Annotated in this window: 7 protein-coding genes; 3 read left to right on the plus strand and 4 right to left on the minus strand. The window is 66.0% G+C overall.

The window, feature by feature from the left end; genetic code table 11:
- Positions 1-92: 92 nt before the first annotated feature.
- The gene (locus tag O3301_RS22965; protein ID WP_305057590.1) at positions 93-2,198 is read left to right on the plus strand and encodes a prolyl oligopeptidase family protein; all 2,106 of its coding nucleotides are present in this window, start codon (positions 93-95) and stop codon (positions 2,196-2,198) included.
- Between the two features lie 86 nt (positions 2,199-2,284).
- On the opposite strand, the gene O3301_RS22970 is transcribed toward O3301_RS22965, so the two are convergent.
- Positions 2,285-2,908: a glutathione S-transferase family protein gene (locus O3301_RS22970; RefSeq protein ID WP_305057591.1), complete on the minus strand. Its 624-nt coding sequence runs from the start codon at positions 2,906-2,908 to the stop codon at positions 2,285-2,287.
- Positions 2,909-3,160: 252 nt separating this feature from the next.
- On the opposite strand from O3301_RS22970, the gene O3301_RS22975 reads away from it, so the two are divergent.
- Both O3301_RS22975 and O3301_RS22980 read left to right on the plus strand, forming a co-directional pair.
- Positions 3,161-5,854 (plus strand): M1 family metallopeptidase, encoded by a 2,694-nt coding sequence (locus O3301_RS22975; protein ID WP_305057592.1) that lies wholly within the window; start codon positions 3,161-3,163, stop codon positions 5,852-5,854.
- The gene (locus tag O3301_RS22980) at positions 5,826-6,218 is read left to right on the plus strand and encodes a hypothetical protein (RefSeq protein WP_305057593.1); all 393 of its coding nucleotides are present in this window, start codon (positions 5,826-5,828) and stop codon (positions 6,216-6,218) included. Before O3301_RS22975 ends, O3301_RS22980 begins: the two co-directional genes overlap by 29 nt.
- 116 nt (positions 6,219-6,334) lie before the next feature.
- Here O3301_RS22980 and O3301_RS22985 read toward each other — a convergent pair whose 3' ends face one another.
- Genes O3301_RS22985 through O3301_RS22995 form a run of 3 tightly spaced genes read right to left on the minus strand, consistent with a single transcriptional unit; the run spans position 6,335 to position 22,438 of the window.
- Positions 6,335-7,429: an OmpA family protein gene (locus O3301_RS22985; RefSeq protein WP_305057594.1), complete on the minus strand. Its 1,095-nt coding sequence runs from the start codon at positions 7,427-7,429 to the stop codon at positions 6,335-6,337.
- 8 nt (positions 7,430-7,437) lie between these two features.
- Positions 7,438-10,743, minus strand: coding sequence for a hypothetical protein (locus tag O3301_RS22990; RefSeq protein WP_305057595.1), 3,306 nt, complete (start codon positions 10,741-10,743; stop codon positions 7,438-7,440).
- 52 nt (positions 10,744-10,795) lie between these two features.
- Entirely contained in the window at positions 10,796-22,438 is an 11,643-nt protein-coding gene (locus O3301_RS22995) for a hypothetical protein (protein ID WP_305057596.1), read from the minus strand.
- Between the last annotated feature and the right edge of the window lie 347 nt (positions 22,439-22,785).

Below are 22,785 nucleotides of genomic sequence, written 5' to 3' on the forward strand. Positions count from 1 at the left end.
ATAGACACTGGTTCCTTACAGCAATCCATGGCACCATGGCTGCGCCGTTTTGCCTGCAACGCGGCCTCCATCGGACCAACCAGGAACCCTACATGTCGTCATATCGCATTCTCGCCAGCAGCATGCTGCTCGGCCTGGCCGCAGCGGGCATCGCCCATGCACAAGCCCCCGCGCCCGCCGCCGCCAACACCGATCCCCACCTGTGGCTGGAAGACGTCCTCGGCGACAAGCCGCTGGCCTGGGTCAAGCAGCACAATGCCGTCACCACCAAGGAATTGGAAGCCCAGCCCGGCTTTTCGGCTCTGCAGGCGCGCCTGAAAACCATCCTCAATTCCAAGGAACGCATTCCCTACGTCAGCAAGGAAGGCGAGTATTACTACAACTTCTGGCGCGACGCCCAGCACGTGCGCGGCATCTGGCGCCGCACCACGCTGGCGCAGTACCAGCAGGCCGAACCTGCGTGGGAAACCGTGATCGACCTCGACCAGCTGGCCGCCGGCGAGAGTGAAAACTGGGTCTGGGGCGGCGCTTCCTGCCTGTATCCGAAGGGCGAACGCTGCCTCATTTCCCTGTCGCGTGGCGGCGGCGACGCCAAGGTGGTGCGCGAATACGACGTGGCCAAGCGCGCCTTCGTCGACGGCGGCTTCACCCTGCCCGAAGCGAAGGGCAGCGCCAGCTGGATCGACCAGGACACCCTGTTCGTCTCCACGGATTTCGGCCCAGGCTCGATGACCAGCTCCGGCTACCCGCGCATCATCAAGCAGTGGCAGCGCGGCACGCCGCTGGCGCAGGCGCAAACGCTGTATGAAGCCAAAGCCGACGACCTGAGCGCGGGCGCCTACAAGGATTTCACGCCCGGCCACGAACACCAGTTCATCGAGCGGCAAATCGATTTCTACAGCGGCGAAATGTTCCTGCGCGACGGCGCCGAGCTGAAGAAAGTGCCGAAACCGGACGACGCGACGGCCGTCACCGTGCGCGACCAGCTGGTCATCACCCTGCGTTCGGACTGGAAAGTCAACGGCAAGACCTATGCGCAAGGCTCATTGCTGGCGACCGACTTCAAGTCCTTCATGCAGGGCAAGCAGGTGCTGGAAGTGCTGTACGCGCCCACGGCCACGTCATCGCTGGACAATGTCACGGCGACGAAATCGGCCATCCTCGTCACCACCCTGGACAAGGTCAAGAACCGCCTGACGGAACTGCGCCACGTGAACGGCAAGTGGCAGCGCCGCGCCGTCGATGCGCCCAAGCTGGGCACCCTGGCCGTCAGCGCGCTCGACCCCGTCGACTCGGACCAGTACTTCCTGACGGTGACCGACTTCCTCAACCCCACCACCCTGTACCTGGCCACGGCGCAGAGCGACAAGCGGACCAAGATCAAGTCGCTGCCCGCCTACTACGACGCGGCGCCGTACAAGGTGGAGCAGTTCGAATCGACGTCGAAGGATGGCACGAAGGTGCCGTATTTCGCCATCATGGGCAAGAAGACGAAATTCGACGGCAGCAACCCCACCGTGCTGTATGGCTACGGCGGCTTCGAAGTGTCGCTGAAACCGAGCTACAGCGGCACCACGGGCGTGGCGTGGCTGGAAAAAGGCGGCGTGTATGTGCTGGCCAATATCCGCGGCGGCGGCGAATTCGGCCCCCGCTGGCACCAGGCGGCGCTGAAGGAAAACCGCCAGCGCGCGTATGACGATTTCATCTCGGTGGCGCAGGATTTGATCCAGCGCAAGGTCACCAGTCCGCGCCACCTGGGCATCATGGGCGGCAGCAATGGCGGCCTGCTGACGGGCGCCGTGCTGGTGCAGCGTCCCGATCTGTTCAACGCCGTCGTCAGCCAGGTGCCGCTGCTCGACATGCGCCGCTATAACAAGATGCTGGCGGGCGCCTCGTGGATGGGAGAGTACGGCGACCCGGACGTGCCGGAACAATGGGCGTACATCAGCAAGTACTCGCCGTACCAGAACGTCTTCAAGGACAAGAAATATCCGCGCGTGCTGTTTACCACCTCGACGCGCGACGACCGGGTCCACCCCGGCCATGCGCGCAAGATGGTGGCGAAGATGGAAGAGCAAGGCCACGACGTGCTGTACTGGGAAAACACGGAAGGCGGCCACGCGGGCGCCGCCAATAACGACCAGCAGGCGCTGATGTGGGCGCTGACCTACACCTTCCTGCTGGAGCAGCTGAAGTAAGGAACTCGAAGTAAACCCGGCCTGACGGCCCCCGCAAGACAGAACGCCTGCACCGGATTCCGGCGCAGGCGTTCTGCTTTTAGTGCTTACTTCGCCTGCGCGCTGGGGCGTTCGGCGATGCAGTCGCGGTAAGCCTGCAGGTGTTGCAAGCCTTCCGCGCCGGGACGGTATTTCATCAGGCCGCGCGCAAATTCCAGCGCGCAGAAGGCCGTGATGTCGGCAATGGTGAAGCGCTCGCCGGCGATGTACGGCTGCTGCGCCAGCACCTGGTCCAGCCACTGCGCCGTCTCGCGCAGCTTGCCCGCCTGCGCCGTGGCGAAATCGGGAAACTGCGGGTTTTCCAGCGCCACCAGGGCCGGATGGCCGTGGCGCACCCAGTTGGCGGCGGCGCTGAACAAATGCAGTTCCACGCGGCGGTCGGCCATTTCGATGAACGCGCGCTCTTCGAAACCTTCTCCCATCAGGTTCGGCTGCGGCTGCAAGCCTTCCAGGTAAGTGCAGATGGCGCGCGTCTCGGTCAGCACGCGTCCGTCCGCCAATTCCAGCACGGGCACGCGGCCCAGCGGGTTTTTCGCCAGGAAGGCGGGATCGCGGTGCTGGCCCGCCATCAGGTCGAGCGCCACTTCCTCGATGCCGGTGATGCCTTTTTCGGCGATGAACATGGTGACGCGGCGTGGATTCGGCGTGCGGGGGCTGATATACAGTTTCATGTGCAAGTCTCGTCTCGTTAGGGTGGTTGACAATCAGGTGCGGCACCGGCCTGTGGCAAGGCGGTCAGGCGCCCATCATACCAGCGCACCGTGATGGTGCGGCGCTCCCGGCGCGTTGACTTTGCCCCCGTTTCCACTTAGATTGCTGTACGGGAACGCTGGCTTCCAGTTCCAGCGATGTCCCCCAACCGCCATCAACGCTCGCAGCCTACCCGGCCGGCGGGCGTTTTACCCATGAACGAAGGGCATACCATGCATCGCACACCGACTCCGCGTTTCCGCCGCAGCCAACTGGCCGCCGCCGTCCTGGCCCTGGCCGCCGTCGCCGCCTTTACCCCGGGCCACGCCGCACCGGCCGCCAAATACGCCTCGGCCAGCCACTCCCCTGGCACCACCACGCAGCTGCCGCGCGGCGTCACGCCCTTGCACTACATCCTGTCGATCACGCCGGACGCCGCCGCCTCCACCTTCAAGGGCGCAGCCGCCATCAAGGTGGCCGTCGACACGCCGACGGCCAGCATCACTTTCAATGCCCTGAACCTGGCGTTTGCCGCCGCCGCCATCGAAGGCGCGGGCGGCAGCAAGCAGGTGACGCGCAAGATCGATATCGACGCGGACAAGCAGACGGCCACCGTGCATTTCGCCGAGCCGCTGGCCAAGGGCGAGTACCTGTTGCGCATCGACTACACCGGCAAGATCGGCACGCAGGCCACGGGACTGTTCTCGCTCGACTACGACACGCCGCAAGGACGCCAGCGCGCACTGTACACGCAGTTCGAGAATTCGGACGCGCGCAGCATGCTGCCGTCGTGGGATGAACCGGACTACAAGGCCACCTTCGCGCTGGACGTGGTCGTCCCGAGCAGCCAGATGGCCGTCGGTAACATGCCGATCGCCAGCAGCGAAGAACTGGGCAATGGCATGAAACACGTGTATTTCGCCACTACGCCGCGCATGTCGACGTATTTGCTGTTCTTAGGCCTGGGCGACTTCGAACGGGCGACAAAGATGGCCGACGGCACGGAATTGGGCGTCATCACGAAGAAGGGCGCGCTGGCGCAAAGCCGCTTCGCGCTCGACGAGTCGGCCGCCCTGCTGCGCGAATACAACGATTATTTCGGCGTGCGCTACCCGTTGCCCAAGCTCGACAACATCGCCGCGCCGGGCCGCAGCCAGTTCTTCGGCGCCATGGAAAACTGGGGCGCCGTGTTCACCTTCGAATACGGCCTGCTGCTCGACCCGGCCATCTCGACCCAGTCGGACAAGGAAAACATCTACACCACCCTGTCGCATGAAATGGCGCACCAGTGGTTCGGCGACCTGGTCACCATGCGCTGGTGGGACGACCTGTGGCTCAACGAAGGCTTTGCCTCGTGGATGGAAAGCCGCACCACGGAGCGTTTACACCCGGAATGGAACACGGCCCTGTCCAACGTGGGCGGGCGCGAATCGGCCATGAGCCAGGATGCGCTGCTCACCACGCATCCGGTGGTGCAGCGCATCGCCACCGTGGAACAGGCCAGCCAGGCCTTCGACGGCATCACCTATCAAAAGGGCAAGGCCGTGATCAGCATGCTCGAAGCGTACGTGGGCGCCGACACGTGGCGCACGGCCGTGCGCAGCTACATGCGCAAGCATGCGTATGGCAATACGGTATCCAACGACCTGTGGCGCGAAGTCGACGCGGCCGCGGGCAAGCCTGTCAGCGCCATCGCCCATGATTTCACCCTGCAGCCGGGCGTGCCGATGATCACCGTGGGCGACGCCGTGTGCAGGAACGGCAATACGCGCGTGACCCTGACGCAGACGGAATTTTCCAAGGACCAGCCGGACAAGAAACCGCTGTCGTGGAAAGTGCCCGTCATCGCGTCGACGGTCGGCAACGGCAAGCTGGCCCGCGTGCTGGTCAAGAATGGCAAGGCCACCCTGAACGTGCCCGGTTGCGGCGCCCTGCTGGTGAACGCGGGCCAGAGCGGCTACTACCGCACCCTGTACGCGCCGGCCGGCACGCACGCGCTGGCGGGCAGCTTCGCGCTCCTGGCGCCGATCGACCAGCTGGGCCTGCTGGCGGACAGCCAGTCGCTGGGCATGGCGGGCTTGCAAGACCCGGCCGCTTTCCTGGAACTGGTGAAGGCCACGCCCCTGTCGGCCGACCCGCAAGTGCTGGGCCGCGTGGCTGGCGCGCTGAACGGCCTGTATGAACAGTATGCAGGCGACACGGCACGACAGCAGGCCTTCGCCCGCTTTGCCATGGCGCGCCTGGCGCCGATGATGGCGCAGACGGGCTGGGAAGCGCGCGCGGGCGAAGCATCGAGCGTGGCAACCCTGCGCGGCCGCCTGATTGCCATCCTCGGCGACATGGGCGAGCCCGGCGTGATCGCGGAAGCGCGCCGCCGCTACGCGGCCAGCGAACAGGATCCGTCCGCCATGCCCGCGCCGCTGCGCCGCACCATCCTGGGCGTCGTGGCCCAGCATGCGGACGCCGCCACCTGGGAACAGCTGCACGCCAGGGCGCAGCAGGAAAAGACGCCGCTAGTCAAGAACCAGCTGTACGACTTGCTGGCCTCGACCGACGACGCGGCCCTGGCGCAGCGCGCGCTGGCGCTGGCGCTGACGGATGAACCGGGCGTGACCAACAGCCCGGCCATGATTTCGCGCGTGTCGCGCAGGCATCCGGAACTGGCGTTCGACTTCGCGCTGGCGCACCTGGAGCAAGTCAATGCGCGCATCGACGCCAGTTCGCGCAGCCGCTACTTCCCGCGCCTGGCCGCCGGCTCGGCGCAGCCGGAAATGATCGCCAAGCTGGAAGCGTATGCGCAGGCCAACCTGCCGGCCAGCGCGCGCGGCGACGCCGACAGTTCCGTGGCCGGCATCAAGTACCGCATCAAGGTGCGTACCGAGCGCCTGCCGGCCGTCGATGCATGGCTGGCCAAGCAAACGGGTTAAGCGCCCGCGCCCGGCGCCGCAGTATGGCGGCGCCGGGCATTTTCCGGCCCTGCACGAAAATCCGGGCAAAAAAAACCGGCTTCGCAAGTCGCGGCAGCCGGTTGAAACGCTGTTTCAGAGCGCAGGGATAAAACGGAAAACACATGAAAAAGTGGAAATCGTGCCGGTCATTGAGGTGTCCGGCAACCTTGCGCCCGGGGTTTCCGTGCGCCATGTATCCACTATGCCAGTCCTTCACTTAGTCAGGCTTAGGACTTCATTAAAGTCCCTTCATTTTCCCGCTTTCACCCTGCATGCCTTGCCATCACAGCAATTTCACGCTGCGCCGGCCTGTCTGGTGCCGATGGTTGAGCTCACCGGCTAAGCTGTTGAGTCATGCCTGCATCCTATCGCTCCCGGAACGTAGTGATTTGCGCACCGCATGCTGTGTGCCAACAAAAGCATCATAACAGCGGCATATGACCGCCTTATGACGTAGCGCTAAGGTGCGCCGCCCTCCTTTGCGGAACTCTTGATACCCGTCAACTCGATCTCCACGCGGCGGTTCGGCTGCAGACAGGCGATCAGGGCCGCGCCCGGCGCCACCTTCTCGCAAGCGGCGACGGGTTCCGCCTTGCCCTTGCCATACGCGCTGATAACATTGGCGATGCCCTGTTCGCGCAGCAACTGTTTCACCGTCAAGGCGCGCCGCTCGGACAAGGCCTGGTTATAGCTGTCCGAACCCAGACGGTCCGTGTGCCCCGTCACGGACAGCGTATCGATCTGCACATAGCCCTGCTTCAGGCGCGCCGCCAGGTCGCGGATTTTCTCGATGCCCTGCGGCAGCACGTCGGCCGCGCCCGCCTTGTCGAAGCGGAACAGGGCGTCCATGTCCAGGGTGATGCGTTCATGCTCGATGCGCGGCGGCAAGATGTCCGGCGGCGTTACCCGCTTCGGCTGGTCGGCGGGACAGGATGCCGCGGCGGACTGGGCGGCCGCCTGCGCATCCTCGGCCAGTTGCACGTACGGGTTCGCGTGGCGCCAGCCCTGCTGCTTGTATTCATTGCCCGCATGCGCCAGTTCCACTTCGCCGCACGCCACCTTTTGCGCCGCGCAGGCGAAGCCGGGCGAGGCGCGCAACTTGCCGAAGCCGGCCCACAGGTCATCGCGCAAGCGCGTGGCGTCGTTTACCAGCGGCGTCGCATCGCCGGGATTGGGCGTACTGCCGTCTTCCAGCGCGGCAACGATCTTCGCCGATTCCTGCAGCGCCTGCAGGGGAAAGGCCGAGCGGTCGTTGCGCGTGTATTCGTGGAACGATACGTCGAGCCAGCATTGCGCCTTGGACAGGTAATAGTCGCCCACGCGCACGCCGCCGTCGTTGAGCTTCTTGATGCGCTCCTGCAGCAGCCGGTACGCCTGCTGGTCGGCAGAGACGGCCTGGTCGCTGATGCGCAGCTGGGGCATGGCCAGCGGCGCCGCCGGCAGGGTCGGCGTAGCCGCCCGGGCCAGGCCCATGGCCAGCAGGCCGGCCAGCGGCAGCAGTTTCATCGTCGTGGTCATCATCGGTGTCATCGTCGGTATCAGTGAAGGAGTCATGGTAGCTTTCATGGCCGGGCCAGGGTACGGTTGATGGTGGCGTCTTTGCCTTTGAACAAGTTTTCATCGAACTTGAAGCGCAGGCGCAAATAGGGGCCGCGGGCCGTGTAGTCGGCGCCCGTCAGGTCGCGGTCGGAAAAGCCCGACCAGTTGTGGCCGGCCGACAGCCACAGGTTTTGCGCCAGCAGATAGCCCACTTCGACGCCGTTGGCCCACTGGCGGCTGCCCCCTTGCGGGCTGCCCATCACGGCCGCCAGCACGCCGATGTCCCAGTTCTTGCTGATGTCGTACACGGTGCGTCCGGAAAACAGCCACGCCGTGTACTTCTCTTGCCCGGCGGGCAGGTTCCTGTCGTTATTGTGCTTGGCGGCAACCCTACCCGTGAACCACCACGGACGGCTGGGGTGGTAATCGAGGTGCGTGGAAACGATATGCGCGCGGTAATTGTCGCCATCGATCTGCGACTGGTCGCGCACCGTCTTGTACTCATAGCGGGCCAGGCCGTTGAAACGGTTGTCGTCGACGGGACGCCACGCAAAGCCCAGTTGCGCCCGGTCCTGCAGCACGTTGCCCACGGGCGCGCCGCTGGCGTCGTCGTTGTTGCGCGTGTATAGCAGGTAGTTGCGTGCAAGCAAAGTCCAGTCGCGGCTCAGCTTGCGCGCCCAGGCGATGGTATTGAGCCATTGATCCTGGCGCTGGTTGCCCGGCGCGATGTCGCTGTCGAACAGGCGCCGGTACTCGAGCTTGACGGAGCCACGCCACAGAGGATTGACGGCATAGTCGAAGCCTGCCGCCACGGCCACGGCTTGCTGTTGCTGGCCGTTCATGACTTTCAGGTATTCCACATTCGTGTTCGCCGCCAGCCCTTCGCCCAGGTTCCACGTGTTGCGCAAGCCGGACGCCAGCTGCAAGTCGCGCTGGTTGCTGAGGCTGTAATCCATGGCGTCGCGCATGCGGTACTCGCCGAACACGGTGCCGCCCGGCATGTAGCCCGTATCCGCGCCGGCGACAAAGCTGGTGCTGCGGTCGGCCGGATTGAGCGAATACGCGGACGCCAGCCCCGTCTGGTTTTCATAGCGCGCATACAGCCGGCTGCGTTCGGCCAGCTGGTATTGCGCACCCAGGCCGTAGCGGTGCTGGTCCGCGTCGGCTATGCTTTTTTCCACGTCGCCATTCAGGGTCCAGCGGTCCGTGGCCTTGTATTGCGCGCCCAGGCGCACGGTGGTGGCATCCAGCGGCACCGTCGCGCCCGCGCCCACGCCGGGATTGATCGGCGCAAACGTGGTGATGCTGCCGCCCGTGACGGGGTCGATGGCCGTGTTCGCCGTGCCGTTGCCGAAGAAGCCGCCCGTGGGATTCAAGCCCGTGCCCAGCGGCGACGTGTTCGGCGCGATGCCGGCCGTCGACGGCATGCCGCCGCTCTCCTTCATGTGCTGCACGGACACATCGAGCAGCCAGCGCTCGCTGGCATTCCACGCCACGCCCAGGCGCTGCGCATCGCGGCGGGCATCCGTGCTGCGCTCGTCGCTGCGGATGGCCTCGCCATACACGGTGACGGCGGGACTGAGCTTGTAGCCCGCTTTCAGCCCCGCCTCGCCCCGCCCGCCCGTGATGCCGGCCGCCGTGTTGTTGAAATCCTGGTCGGAACGGCTCCAGAAGGCTTTCGCTTCCAGCTTGTCATCCTTGTGCTGCAACTCGACCCGTGCCGCATTGCCGCTGACTTCATCGCGCAACTCGCCCGCCTGGCCCGACGGCGTCGTGTAGATGCTGCCGCCCGCGCTGTAGCTGGTGGACGTGGTGCGCGCCACCTCGACCACCAGCAGGCTGTGCTCGCCGAGGCGCACACCCGCGTTGACACTATGCAATTTGTACGGCGACAAGGGATTCCTGTCTTCCACGGCCGAGCCGCCGAGCGAGACCATCTTGCCCAGCTGCACTTGTCCATCCACGCCTACGGTCCAGAATTTCTCGCCGCCCTGGTCCACCTCGTAGCTGATGCGTATCGATTGCGGGTCGCCATTCGGTGTCAGCGCGGGGATCGCCTGCTTGAACAGGATGCGCCCGCTGAACGGCTCGAAGCTGTAATCCTCGAAGCGGCGCAACTGCGTCGCCTGCACGATATTGCCGTTCTGATTCTTGTCGCGCACGACGATCTCGATCTTTTCCGAGTTTTCGATGGCATTGTTGTTGCGCACGGCGAACGGCCCCGACGTGCCGTTCGCCCGGTACTCTTCCACCACTTGCTTCAGGCTATCGTTGATGGCGAAGGCATTCGCGACGATGCCATCCTGCTCATAGTGGCCGCGGCCGCCCGTGGCCGTGCGGTTGTACTGGCCCAGTTTTCTCTGCTGCAAGCTGGCCACGGCGCCGCCGCCCGTCATCTGGCTGAAGCCGTCTCCCGTGGCAAAGTCGCCGTACAGCACATAGCTTTTTTGCCGGTCAATGCGCACATATAAACGGTCGCTGGAGCGGGCGTCGAAATTGCGCACGGAACTGTCACCGTACACGGGATAGAACTCTTCCGGATTGACATCGCGCAAGAGGCGCGCGCGCGTATCCTTGTCCGAATCGTAGGCGGCCGTCAGCAAGGCGTCGCCACGGATGGTTCCCTTCAAAAACATCGCCGCGCGGCCCGCCACGTTGGCCTTGCCATTATTAAAAGCGCGGCTCCAGCGCTGGATGTCGCGCTCGAAACCGTCGTTGAAGCGCGACGGCGCAATGTCGCTGCTCGACAGGCTGCGCTTGCTGATGATGCCGTCGATCAAGCCCACGGCCAGCATGTCGCGCAGTTCCGGCAAGAAACTGATCGTGCCCTGCGCCGCCACACTGCCGGCCGACACGCGCAGCAACACGTCCTGCGGCGTGGCGGGAGCCAGCAGGCTGAACGTCGCCACGCCGTTTTCCACCGCCAGCTGCGTGCCGGGCGTGACCTTGTCGGCGTCGCGCCGCTCCGGGCCCAGTTCATCGGTGCGGGCGCCGGGCAGCAGGATGCGCCCGCCGCTGGCTTCGATGGTCAGCAAGGCCTTGCCCGCCAGGGGCTGGCCCTGCTCGTCAAACAGGCTCACCGTCACCTTGACGGGACTCTGACCATCGGCCGGCACGCCGTTCCCGTCCGTCTCGACGGCGATGCGCGCCACGCCCCGGTTGATGGCGTAATCGGTGGCGCCCACCTTGCCGGCAAGGAAGGATGGCGCCGCCACGGCGGAGCTTGCCGCACCATCCGGCAAGGGCAGTTGCGCCAGGCTGGCCGCCGGCAAGGCCAGCAGGGCCAGCGCGGCCGCCATGCGCCGGGGCGCGGGGAGAGTTCTCTTCATGGCTTGTTTCTCTTTAGCAGCATTGGCGAGCGGCAAGTAAGGTGGAAGAGGCTTATTGCGCATGGCTGCCTCCTGCGGCTGGCGCGGCGGCAGGTACGCGCGGTGCGACGACAGGCTGGTTGGCGCTGTCCGTTGCCTGGGCCGGCGCGGCGGCCGGCTGGCTGCTGAAGCTCAAGCCCCCTCCCTTGCCGCCCTCCCTTTCCACGCTGCGCACCTCGCCCTGCGCGCGGCGCGCCTTGACTTGCTCGAGCACGGGATTCGAGCACGAACCCTCGATGAAGTCGGCGCGCAGCAGCTCGCCGTTCTTGGTATCGAGGAACAGGCTGTGCGGGTCGCCCAGGTTGCGGTTCGACGCTTCCATCATGCGGCTGCCGCGCGGCAAGGTCGAACCGTCGACCTTGATCACGTGGCTGTTCGGCGTGATGCCGCAATAGCTGTACTTGCCTTCCACGTCCGTGGTGAAGTTCGTGCCATCCTCCATGTACAGCCGCACGCCAGGGATGCCCAGTTCCTCGCCGTCCTGCACGTGGTTGTTGTTGCAGTCCACAAACACCTTGCCGGCGATGCAGGCATCCGTCGTGAACACGCCGCCCGTCACCTTCACTTTCGCGCGCGCCTCGTTCGAGGGCGGGCCGTTGGTGGTCGTTGCCTGGGCCCGGTTGATGCCGTCGCCCTGCAGCGAACCGACGCCCACGCGCAGGCGGTAGCGGAAGCTGGCGCTGGCGTTCGGCGCCAGCGATTCCAGCTTGAAGCTCAGCTGGGGACCGGGCTTGCCGGAAGGATCGGGCTGCAGCACATTGTTGCGCGTGGTCGTGCCGTCGATGTAGCGGAAGCCGGCCGGCAATTTATCGAGCACGCTGACGCCGAACGCCGTCGCCAGGCCCGTGTTCTTCACCTCGATCGTGTATTGCAGACTGTCGCCGATCTCGGCCTGGGTCTTGTTGACGCTCTTGCTGATCAACAACATCGGCTTGTCCTTCGTGTTGAACACGACGGGCGTAAAGCTGGGCGGCGTGGCGCCTGGCGTGGCCGGCAGCAGCAAGGTGTCGGCCGAACTGGCCAGGGCCAGCACGCTGGCCGGCGCCACCGGCGTGCTGATCCCGCCGGCGCCGCTGTAGCTGTGGCCGATGTTGCGCCCGCTTCCATCCGTGCCCAGCATGGTGCTCGCATACACCTGGTTCAATTGCGGCACGGTGGGAATCGCCGCCACGCTGCCGAAGTCGACCAGTACCGTGAAGACGATGTTGCAGCTTTCCTGCGGCTGCAAGTCGCCCTGGCCGCTCAGCAAGCCAAACACGGTGACGCCGTTGAAGTCGGCATTCGCCGCGCAAGCCGTGGCGCCGGCGGGCCGCGCCGTGACGGCCAGGCTGCCCGGCTTGAAGGTGACGTTCGTGGCCGTGGGGAAGACGGCCTTCAGGTTTTCCGCCACCTGCACCATGGTCGAGGTCGGGTAACCGGCAGGATAGCGGTTGGCCGCCTGCACGGTGTAACTGATCTCGAACTTGCTGGCATCGACCTGCTGCTGCGCCGACACGGCCTTGATGACATCGACCACTTGCCGCAGCAACACTACGGGCGTGGGCGTGTCTTCGCCCGTGAAGGCGACGCCGCCCACGGTATCCGACGCATTGCCGTTGCGGTTGGGATCGACCTTGTCCGCCAGCGCGGCCACCTCCGCCGCCGTGGCCACGGCGCCCGCATGGCTGCCGCCATTGTTGGACGCATCGAACACGAGGCTGCCCACGGGCGGCGTGTAAGTGGGGTTGGCGGCGATCACGCCTGCCGCCGGGGCGGGCGGCACGCTGATGGCGCCGCCCCCGTTGGCGACATTGCCGCCCAGCGCGCTGGCAAACACGCTGTTGTTGTACTGCGGCAAGGTCGCATCCTGCACCGTGATTTCCACAGTGAAAGTAATGACGCTCAACTCGCCCTCGCCCAAGGCCGCATCACCATTGAGCAAACGCAAGTCGCTGCCGCCGCAACCGCCCGTAAAGCCCGGATTGACGGCCAACTGCCGGCTGCCGCCAATGGCGGGCGCGGCAGGCGGCGCGACGATGCGGCACGCGACCGGTTCGGGGAAGGCGGCGCGCAGGCTGTCGAGCGCCTGCACGTTTTGCGCCGCGCCCTTGCCCACGTTGCGGATCACCACCGTGTACGGCACGTTGAAGACCTTGGCCGACAGCTGGGTCACCTTGCCCACGCCCAGCGCCGCGCCGATGGCGGGATTCGCCACGTCCGTGACGGCCGTGCAATCGGATGCCTGCGCGCAACGCGGCAAGTCGGGACCTGTCGGCACGATGGTATTGCTCAGGGTGCCGCTGGCCGCCACTTTCGCACTCACCGTGACGGCGGCCACGGCATTCGGCGCCAGGCCGGCCGGCACCGTGCAGACGAGTTTATTCGCCGCCAGCGGCGCGCACGTGGTCGGTGCGGCAGGCGTGACGACGATCTCCGCCAGGCTGACGGCCAGGTCGTCCGTCAAGGTGATGGCCGCCGTGGTGGCGCCGCTACCGCTGTTGGTGGCCGTGATGGTCCAGCTGACGGTATCGCCGATGCTGGCATTGGCCTTGTCCGCCACTTTCTTGACCATCACGCTGGGGCTGGTGACGTTGGTGGTGGTCTGGCAATCGGCCGGAGACAGGCACAGCGGCGCATCGGGCCCGGACGGCACGACGCGGTTGAGCGCCGCGCCCGCCTGGGTGACGGTCGCCGACACTTCCACGCTGGCTTCGCCGCCATTGCCGATCAGACCGGCAGGCACGCTGCAAGTGAGCACATTGCCGGCCACGGGCGCGCATGTGGCGCGCACGGGCGTGAGCACCACATTCGCCAGGCCGGCCGGCAAGGTGTCGACCAGGGTCATGACGGCGCGCGTGGGGCCGGTTCCCGTGTTGCTGGCCGTGATGGTCCATACGACGGTATCGCCCACATTGGCGCTGGCACGGTTGACGCTTTTCCGCACCGCTACCTTGGGTCCCGTCAGCACGACGCTCGATTCGCAGCTGTTCGCCTGCGCGCAGGCTGGATTGTCGGGTCCGCTCGGCATGACGCGGTTAGACAGCACGCCTTCCAGCGTGCCCGTGGCCGTCACGCGCACGCTGCGCGTGCCATTGCCGATAGCCAATTGACCAGCAGCAATGCTGCAGCTTTGCACGCTGTTCGCCACCCAGTTCGCCAACGGCGGGCACGTCACGCCCGCATCGGCGTTGACCGCCAGCACCGTCAGGTTCGGCGGCAGGATGTCCGCCAGGGTCACCACGCCCAGGTTGGCCACGCCGCCGCTGTTGATGGCGGTAATGGTCCAGATGATGCTGTCGCCCACGTTGGCATTGCCGACGTTGGCCGTCTTGCTGACGCGAATCACGGGACCAGGCATGGTCACCGTGGCCGTGTTCGGCAAGTCGTACTGCACTTCCGTCGAGCTGGTGGCGATGATGCTGACGATGGTCGACACATTGCTGGCCGGCTGGATATACGACAGGCCAAAGCTGTGCAATTCGTTGGCCGCCAGGCTGGCGGGCAAGCCCGTCACCGTCAGCATGCCGCTGACGGCGTCATAGCTGCCGGCCGCGCCGCTCAGGGTCACGCCCATCAGGCCTTGCGCCAGTTTCAGGCTGTACGTCACGTTCTCGGCCGTGCCGGGACCCACATTGCTGTAGCTGACGATGCCGTTGATCTGGTCGCCGGCGCTGGTGGTGCCGGGGAAACCGTTCAGGGTGGTGGTCACGTCGACCAGCAGCTTGATGGCCGTGGTGGTGGTGCTGCAGTCCGCCGCCTGCGCGCAGACAGGATTGTCCGGGCCGCTAGGCAAGACCGTGTTCTGCAGCACGCCGGCCGCGCTGGCCGTGGCGCGCAGCACCACTTGCGCCTGTCCGCCCGGCGCCAGGCCGGCCGTCACGCTGCACGTGACGATATTGCCCGCCACGGGCGCGCAGGTGGCCAGCTGCGTGGACAGCACTTGCACGCCGCTGACGCCCGCTGGCAGGTTGTCGGTCAGCACGATGGCGGACTTGGTCGCGCCCGTGCCGCCATTGCTGGCGGTAATGGTCCAGGTCAGCAAGTCGCCCACGCTGACATTGCCCTTGTCGACGCTCTTGCGCACCGTCACTTGCGGCGCGACGAGGGTCGTCGTGGCCTGGCAGGCGCTGGCCGTATCGCAGGCGGGATTGTCGCCACCGTTGGGCACGACGCGGTTCGACAGGCTGCCGCCCGCAGTGCCGCGTCCCGTGATGACGACCTTGCGGCTGCCATTGCCGGCGGCCAATTGACCTGCCGCAATCGTGCATGACTGCACGCTGCCTGCCGTCCAGCTGGCGGCCGGCGGACAGCTCACGCCCCCATCGGGCGTCACGCCGAGCACGACGATATTGGCGGGCAACACGTCGGCGATGACGACGGCGTTTTGATTCGGCAAGTTGCCCGAGTTCGTCGCCGTGATGCTCCAGGTCAGGATATCGCCGACGGCCGCGTTCACCTTGTCGACCGTCTTGCTGGCGCGAATCACGGGACCGGGCAAGTTCGTCGTCGCCGTATTCGGCAAGTCGTTGACGATTTCCGTGGAACTGGTCCCCACCACGCTGGTGATGCGCGAGCTGTTGCTGGCCGGCTGGGTGTAGAACAGGTTGAAACTGGCGCTCTGCCCCGCAATCAGGGTGGCCGGCAAGCCGCTCAGCACGTACATGCCCGTGGCGCTGTTGTAGACGCCGCTGATGCCGGGCGCGCCGCTGACGGGGCTGAGCGATACGCCGCTCAGGCCCGCTTCCAGCTGCAAGCTGTAAGTCACCGTTTCCGCCACGCCCGGCCCCACGTTGGCAAACGTCACCACGCCGCGGATGGCGTCGCCCGCATTGCTGCTGGCGGGAAAGCCGTTCAGGGTGGTGGTCACGTCGACCAGCAGTTTCGACACCACCGTGGTGGTCTGGCAATCGCCGGGCACGGCGCAGACGGGATTGTCCGGCCCTCCCGGCAGCAGCGCATTGACGAGGCTGCCCGACAGGGTCGCCGTGGCGCTCAGCTTGACGGTGGCGGCGCTGCCGGCGGCCAGGCCGGCCGGCACGCTGCAGTTGACGACATTGCCCGCCGGTGCGGCGCAGGTGACGGGCGCCACCGGCGTCACCAGCACGTTCGCCAGGCCCGCAGGCAGGGTATCGGCCAGGGTGGCGATGGCCGTGCTCGGTCCCGTGCCGGTATTGCGCAAGGTCAAGGTCCACGTCAGGGTATCGCCCACGTTGGACGCCGTCTTGTCGACCGTCTTGCTGGCGTGCAGCAGCGGCGAACTGACGGTGCTGGTGGTGCTGCAATCGCCCGCCTGCAGGCAGACGGGGTTATCCGTGCCGCTGGCGCTGACGCCATTCACCAGGCTGCCAGCGGCGGCGGCGCGCGCCGTCACTTGCAGCGTGGCATTGCCGCCGGCGGCCAGGCCGGCCGGCACGCTGCACGTGAGCACATTGCCGGCCAGCGGCGCGCAGGTGACGGGCGCGGCGGGCGTGACGACGATATTCGCCAGGCCGGCCGGCAAGGTGTCGGTGAGGGTGACGACGGCCGTGCTGGCCCCCGTGCCGCTATTGGCCAGCGTGACCGTCCATGTCAGGCTGTCGCCGATATTCAGGGCCAGCTTGTCGACGCTCTTGCTCAGCGCCAGGCTGGGGCTGGTGATGGTGGTCTGCGTCTGGCAGCTGTTGGCCTGGAAGCAGGCTGGATTGTCCGGACCGCTCGGCATGACCTGGTTGGCCAGGTTGCCGCCCGCGCTGGCCTTGCCGGTCAGCACGATCTGGCGCTGGCCGTTGCCGGCCGCCAGCTGGCCGATGGCCACGCTGCAGCTCTGGCTGCTGTTGGCTACCCAGCTGGCCAGCGGCGGACAGGTGACGCCGCTGTCGGGCGCCACATTCGTCACGACGATATTGGCTGGCAGCAAGTCCGTCAGGATCACGGCGCCCTGGTTGGCCAGGCTGCCCGTGTTGCTGGCCGTAATCGTCCAGATAATTTCCTCGCCGACATTCGCCACGGCCTTATTGGTCGTCTTGCTGACGCGAATGATGGAACCGGGCATGGTGATGGTGGCCACGTTGGGCTGGTCGTTCGGCACTTCCGTCGATGTCGTGGCGATGCGGCTGACCACAGTCGACAGGTTGCTGGCAGGCTGGATATAGCTGAGCTGGAAGCTGAAGCCCTGCCCCGCCGCCAGGGTGGCTGGCACGCCGCTGAAGGTCACCAGGCCGGAGCCGCCGTTGTAGCTGCCCGTCACGCCGCCGAGGTTGACGCCGGCCAGGCCGGGCGCCAGTTGCAGGCTGTACGTCACGCCTTCGGCCGGGCCGGGGCCGATATTGCTGAAATTGACGGTGCCCGCAATCGTGTCGCCCGCATGCGTGCTGCCAGGAAAGCCGTTCAGGGTGGTGGTCACGTCGACCAGCAGTTTCACGGCCGTGCTGGTGGTGCTGCAATCGCCGGGCTGCGGGCAGACGGGATTATCAAGACCGCTCGGCACCACCGTATTGACATAGGCGCCGGCCGCATTGGCCACGCCCTTGACGACGATATTCAACGTGGCGCCCGCCGCCATGCCGGCGGGAATGGAACACACGAGCTGGTTGCCGCTCGGCACCGCGCACGTGGCGGGCGACGCGGGCAACACTTGCCACAGGGTCAGGTTGGCCGGCAAGGTGTCCGTCAGGGTGACGATGCCCATGGTCGCGCCCGTGCCCGTATTGGCCACGGCTATCGTCCACGTCAGCGCCTCGCCCACGTTGATATTGCTCTTGTCGACGGTTTTACGCACGGCCACCTGCGGGCTGAGGATGGTGGTCGTCGTCTGGCACGAAGCGGCTTGGGCGCAGGCGGGATTGTCTGGCCCGCTCGGCAGCACTTTATTGCCCAGGCTGCCTCCGGCCGTGCCCCTGGCCGTGATGGTGATGCTGCGGCTGCCATTCACGGCGGCCAGCTGGCCTGGCGCGACGGTACACGCTTGCGCGCTGTTGGCCAGCCAGCTGGCCAGCGGCGGACAGCTGACGCCCGCGCCCGGCGTGACGGACAGCACCGCCACGTTGGCGGGCAGGATGTCGGTCAGGGTCAGCACGCCCAGGTTGGCCAGGCTGCCCGTGTTCGTGGCCGTGATGGTCCAGGTGATCGTCTCGCCCACGTTGGCCGTCGTCTTGTCGGCCAGTTTCGTCACGCGGATGATGGGGCCGGGCACGGTTGCCGTGGCCGTGTTCGGCAAGTGGTTCGCCACTTCCACCGAGGTGGTGGCGATGCTCGACGTCACCATCGACAGGTTGTCGGCCGGCTGCGTGTAGCTGACGTTGAAACTGGTGCTCTGGCCATTCGCCAGGCCCACGGGCAAGCCGCTGAGGGTGACGACGCCCGTGGCGGGATTGTAGCTGCCCACGGCGCCCGTCAGGGTGACATTGCTCAAGCCGGGCGTCAGTTGCAGGGTGTACGTGACGCCTTCAGCCGGGCCCGGTCCCACGTTGGCGTAGGTGACGGTGCCGGAAATCATGTCGCCCGCCAGGGTATTCGGCGGGAAATTGTTCAGGGTGGTGGTGACGTCGACCAGCAGCTTGACCACCGTGGTGGTGGTGCCGCAATCGCCGGGCAGCACGCAGGCGGGAGTGTCGGGACCCGATGGCAGCACGCTGTTGACGGCGGCGCCAGCCACGGTGACCGTGGCGCTGACGACGATTTTCGCCGAGGCGCCGGGGGCCAGGCCGGCCGGCACGCTGCATGCGAGGTTCTGGCCCGCCACGGGCGCGCAGGTGGCGGGCGCCTGCGGGCTGACGACAACGTTCGACAGCCCTGCCGGCAAGGTGTCGGCCAAGGTGACGGCGCCCGTGCTGGCGCCCGTGCCGCTATTGCTCACCGTCAAGGTCCACGTGAGCGTGTCGCCCACGTTGATGCTGGCCTTGTCGACGGTCTTCTTCACGGCCACGTTCGGCCTGGTGACGGTGGTGGTGGTCTGGCAATCGCCCGGCGTGGCGCAGGCAGGATTGTCGACGCCGCCCGGCACGAGGCTGTTGGCCACCGTGCCGGCCGCATTCGCCACGGCCTTGATGGTCACCGTTGCCTGCATGCCGCTGGCCAGGCCAGGCGGCACCGTGCAGGTCAGCGTGGTGCCGGCGGGCACGCCGCAACTGGCGGGCGCCACGGGCAGTATCTGCAGCGCGCCCACGTTGGCGGGCAAGGTGTCGGTCAGGGTGATTGGGCCGTTCGTGGGGCCGCTGCCGCTGTTGATGGCTTTCAGGGTCCACGTGATGGTGTCGCCGAGGTTGACGGTGGTCCTGTCGACGCCTTTCGTCACGGCCACGCTGGGGCTGGTCACCGTGCTGGTGGTGGCGCAGGCGGCAGGCGTGGCGCAGGCCGGGTTGTCGGCGCCGGACGGCACGACGCTGTTGGCATACGTTCCCGCCGCTGCAGGCTGGGCCGTGACGGTGAAACCAGCCACGCCGCCATTCGCGGCCAGGCCGGCCGGTACCGTGCACGTGAGGGTATTGCCCACCGGCGCGGCGCACGTGGCGCTGCCGACCAGCGCCACGTTCACGCCCGTCAGGTTGGCCGGCAAGGTGTCGGTCAGGGTGATGGGCGCGGTGCTCGCGCCATCGCCGCTATTGGTCGCCGTGACGCTCCAGGTCAGGGTGGCGCCGATATTGATGCTGGCGTGGTCGACGGTTTTCGTCACCGCCACCTTGGGGCTGGTGATCGCAGTGACCGTACTGCAATTTTCCGCCGTGGCGCAGGATGGATTATCGGGGCCGGCCGGCATGATGCGGTTGGCCAGGCTGCCGCCCGCCGTCGCATGCGCCGTGATGGTGACGCTGCGGCTGCCGTTCAGGGCCGCCAGCTGGCCGGCGGCGATGGTGCACGTCTGGGTGCTCGACGCCACCCAGGCCGCCAGCGGCGGGCAGGTCACCCCGGGCGCCGCCACCACGTTCGTCACCACCAGGTTGGGCGGCAGCAGATCGGCCAGGCTCACGACGCCCTGGTTGGCGATATTGCCCGTATTGCTGGCCGTAATCGTCCACGTGATGTTTTCACCCACGTTGGCCGTCAGCTTGTCGGCCACCTTGGTGACGCGCACGTTCGGCCCCGGCACCATCACGGTGGCCGTATTCGGCAAATCGTTGGCCACTTCGACCGAAGAGGTACCGATCACGCTGGTGACAAACGAGGTGTTCGTGGGCGGCTGCGTATAGCTGAGATTGAAGGTGACGCCCTGCCCGGCCGCCAAGTTCGGCGGCAGCCCCGACAGGACGATGAAACCCGTGCCCGCGTTGTACACACCCGTCACGCCGCCGACGGACACGCCCGTCAAGCCGGGCGGCAATTGCAGCGTGTACGTGACGTTTTCCGCCGTGCCCGGTCCCATGTTGCGGTAGGTAACCGTGCCGCTGATGGCATCGCCCGCATTCGTCGAACCGGGAAATCCGTTCAGGGTGGTGGTGACGTCCACCAGCGCCTTGCTGACCACGGTAGTGGTCTGGCAGGCGCCGGCCGTGGCGCAGCTGGCGCCATTGCCGCCGGACGGCGCCACGCTGTTGATGAAATTGCCGGCCGCCGTCGGCACGCCAGTGAGGCTGACCTGGGCGCTGGCGCCCGGCGCCAGGCCGGCCGGCACGGTGCAGCTGAGCGTATTGCCGGCCAGCGGCGCGCAGGTGGCGGGCGCCGTGGGCGTGACGACGATGCCGGCCAGGTTGGCCGGCAAGGTATCAGTCAGGGTCAGGATGGCCGTGGTGGCGCCCGTGCCGGTGTTGTTCGCCGTCAAGGTCCACTGCACGGTGTCGCCTATGAAGGCGCTGGTCTTGTCGACGCTTTTTTGCACGCGCACGAGCGGGCTGACGATGCCCAGGGTGTCGCTGTCGACGTTGTTCGCGTGGATCGGGTCCAGCGTGCTCGCGCCGGCCGTGGTGGTGATCGTCAGGCTGCCGCTGGCGGGCAGGTTGAAGGTGGAACTGCAATTGATGCGCGAGCCGGGAATGAAGGGCGACACGGGCGCGCTGCAGGTGGCCGTGGCGCCGGCGGGCAAGCCGCTCATCACGCAGGTGGGCGCGGCCGCGCTGTCGGGGCCGTTGTTCGTGCACACACCCGTCACCGTCACGGGCGAACCGGCATTGTAGGGGCCGGCCGGCACCGTCGTAACGGCTTGCATGTCCGCCTGCAGGCGGCGGTTGCTGATGGTACACGTGACGGGCGCCTCGGGCATGGTGAAGTTGCCCGCGTTGGCCGCGCCGCTGGAAATGACGGCCGCCGTATCCGTGCGCACGCAACTGTAGCTGCTCTGGTACTGGGCCAGCACGGTGGCCGCGCCCCCGGTTTCCGCAAACGTCGCGAGGTTGCCCACGCGCACCACGGCGCTGGCCGTGGCGCCGTTGCCGCCCTGCACGCCGGCCGTGCCGTTGGCATTCATGATGAACAGGCCGCTGTCGCCGGCCGGCGCCAGCACCTTGAGCACCGTCAAGGTATTCGTCCTGACCGTGGCCGTGGTGCTGCTGCTGTTGTTGCTCAGATCGCTATCCGTTTCGTTGGGCGAGACGGTCACATTGGCCGTATTCACGATGCTGGCGGCGTCGCCCGGCGTGGCCGTGACCGTCACCGTCAGGTAGGCACCCGCGGTAGGGTCGCTGACGGCGCCATTCACGGGCAGGTTGCCCATGGTAATGCTCACGTTGTTGCTGCCCGAACCCGAGGTTTTCGTGCCGCAGGAAGCGCTGCCGCTGGCAGCGCAGGTCCAGCTGACATTGCTCAGGCTAGCCGGCAGCACATCGCTGAAGGTGGCGCCCGTGCTGAGGGCCGGGCCGCGGTTCCACACCTTCATGGTGTAGCTCAGGGGCTTGCCGACGGAAAACTGTGCAGGTCCCACCTTGCTGACGGCCAGGTCCGTCTTGCTATTGGTACAGTCGGCATAGGAACTGGCCAGGCCGGGATCGCGCAATTGCGCAGCGGGAATAATTTCCGTCACATTGTCAGGACGCGTCCAGCGCATGTGCAAATAATTGATGCCGCCCACGTTATTCCACAGGACGCGGGCCAGATAACAGCCGCCGGGCGTGGCGCTATTGAAATTGCCGGCCAAATTCTGGAAATCCGTTTCATTATTCGAATATTCGGCCACGCTGCCCACGGCCACGTTGTACACGGTATTGCGGTAATTGGTCGAATATTGGGTCGAGAAATCCACCTTCACGTCGTCATCGTGCGCGACGCTGAATTTGTAATTGCCCGCCTGGGGAAACACCACCAGCGTGTACATCACGCGGCCCATGATCCAGGCCCGGCAGGCGGCCGACGTTTGCTGCGTATCGAAGTTGCATAACTGCCCGGGATTGGCGGTCGTGCCATTGGCCCAGTCCAGCTGCGCCGACGTCCCCGTGCGCGCCGCGTTGGCGGCGGGATTGGCGGCCAGCGCCGCCAGACTGGCGAGCCGGCCCGTGCTGCCCGCGTTGAAACCGTTGTTGTAATTGGGCGCGGGCGGATTGGCCGGCACCCGCTCGATGCCGCGGTAATCCTCCCACAACACCTGTGCGGCGGCGGGCGCGGCGGCGCCCAGCAGCAGGGAAGCGAGCGCCAGCGGCGCAACATGACACTTGGAAAAATGAGGCAGGCGGGCGCGGCCGACAAGCGCGGCCAGCATCCCCAGATAGCGCCCGGCGGACGAAAAAGCTGCGTGGCGGCCGGAACGGCCTGCCGTTTCCTGGTGTGTTTTGATCATGTTGTTCGCTAAGAAATGTACCGCTGCAAGATGCAGACAAATATAAAAATGACATTTATTTGTCATGATTATATGAACAAGTAACACTTCAAGCGTACGACAACAGTGGTTTTTTTGTTTCCAACAATGAAATTAAATTATCTCGTTGATATTTCACAACACATTCATCGAATTCATCGTGTAGTCACACCGACATTCTATTTTTACCGCATACTGATTAGCTCGGCATTATATTTAAATTATCATTTACATAATCATGCGAAACTATCAAACGCGTAGTTTGTTTTTCAAAAGAAACTATTAATGCTAATTAACAGCATTAATTCGAATACGCCTTTTCCCGGCAT

It is taken from the genome of Janthinobacterium sp. SUN211 (assembly GCF_030587315.1).
Lineage (GTDB): Bacteria > Pseudomonadota > Gammaproteobacteria > Burkholderiales > Burkholderiaceae_D > Janthinobacterium > Janthinobacterium kumbetense.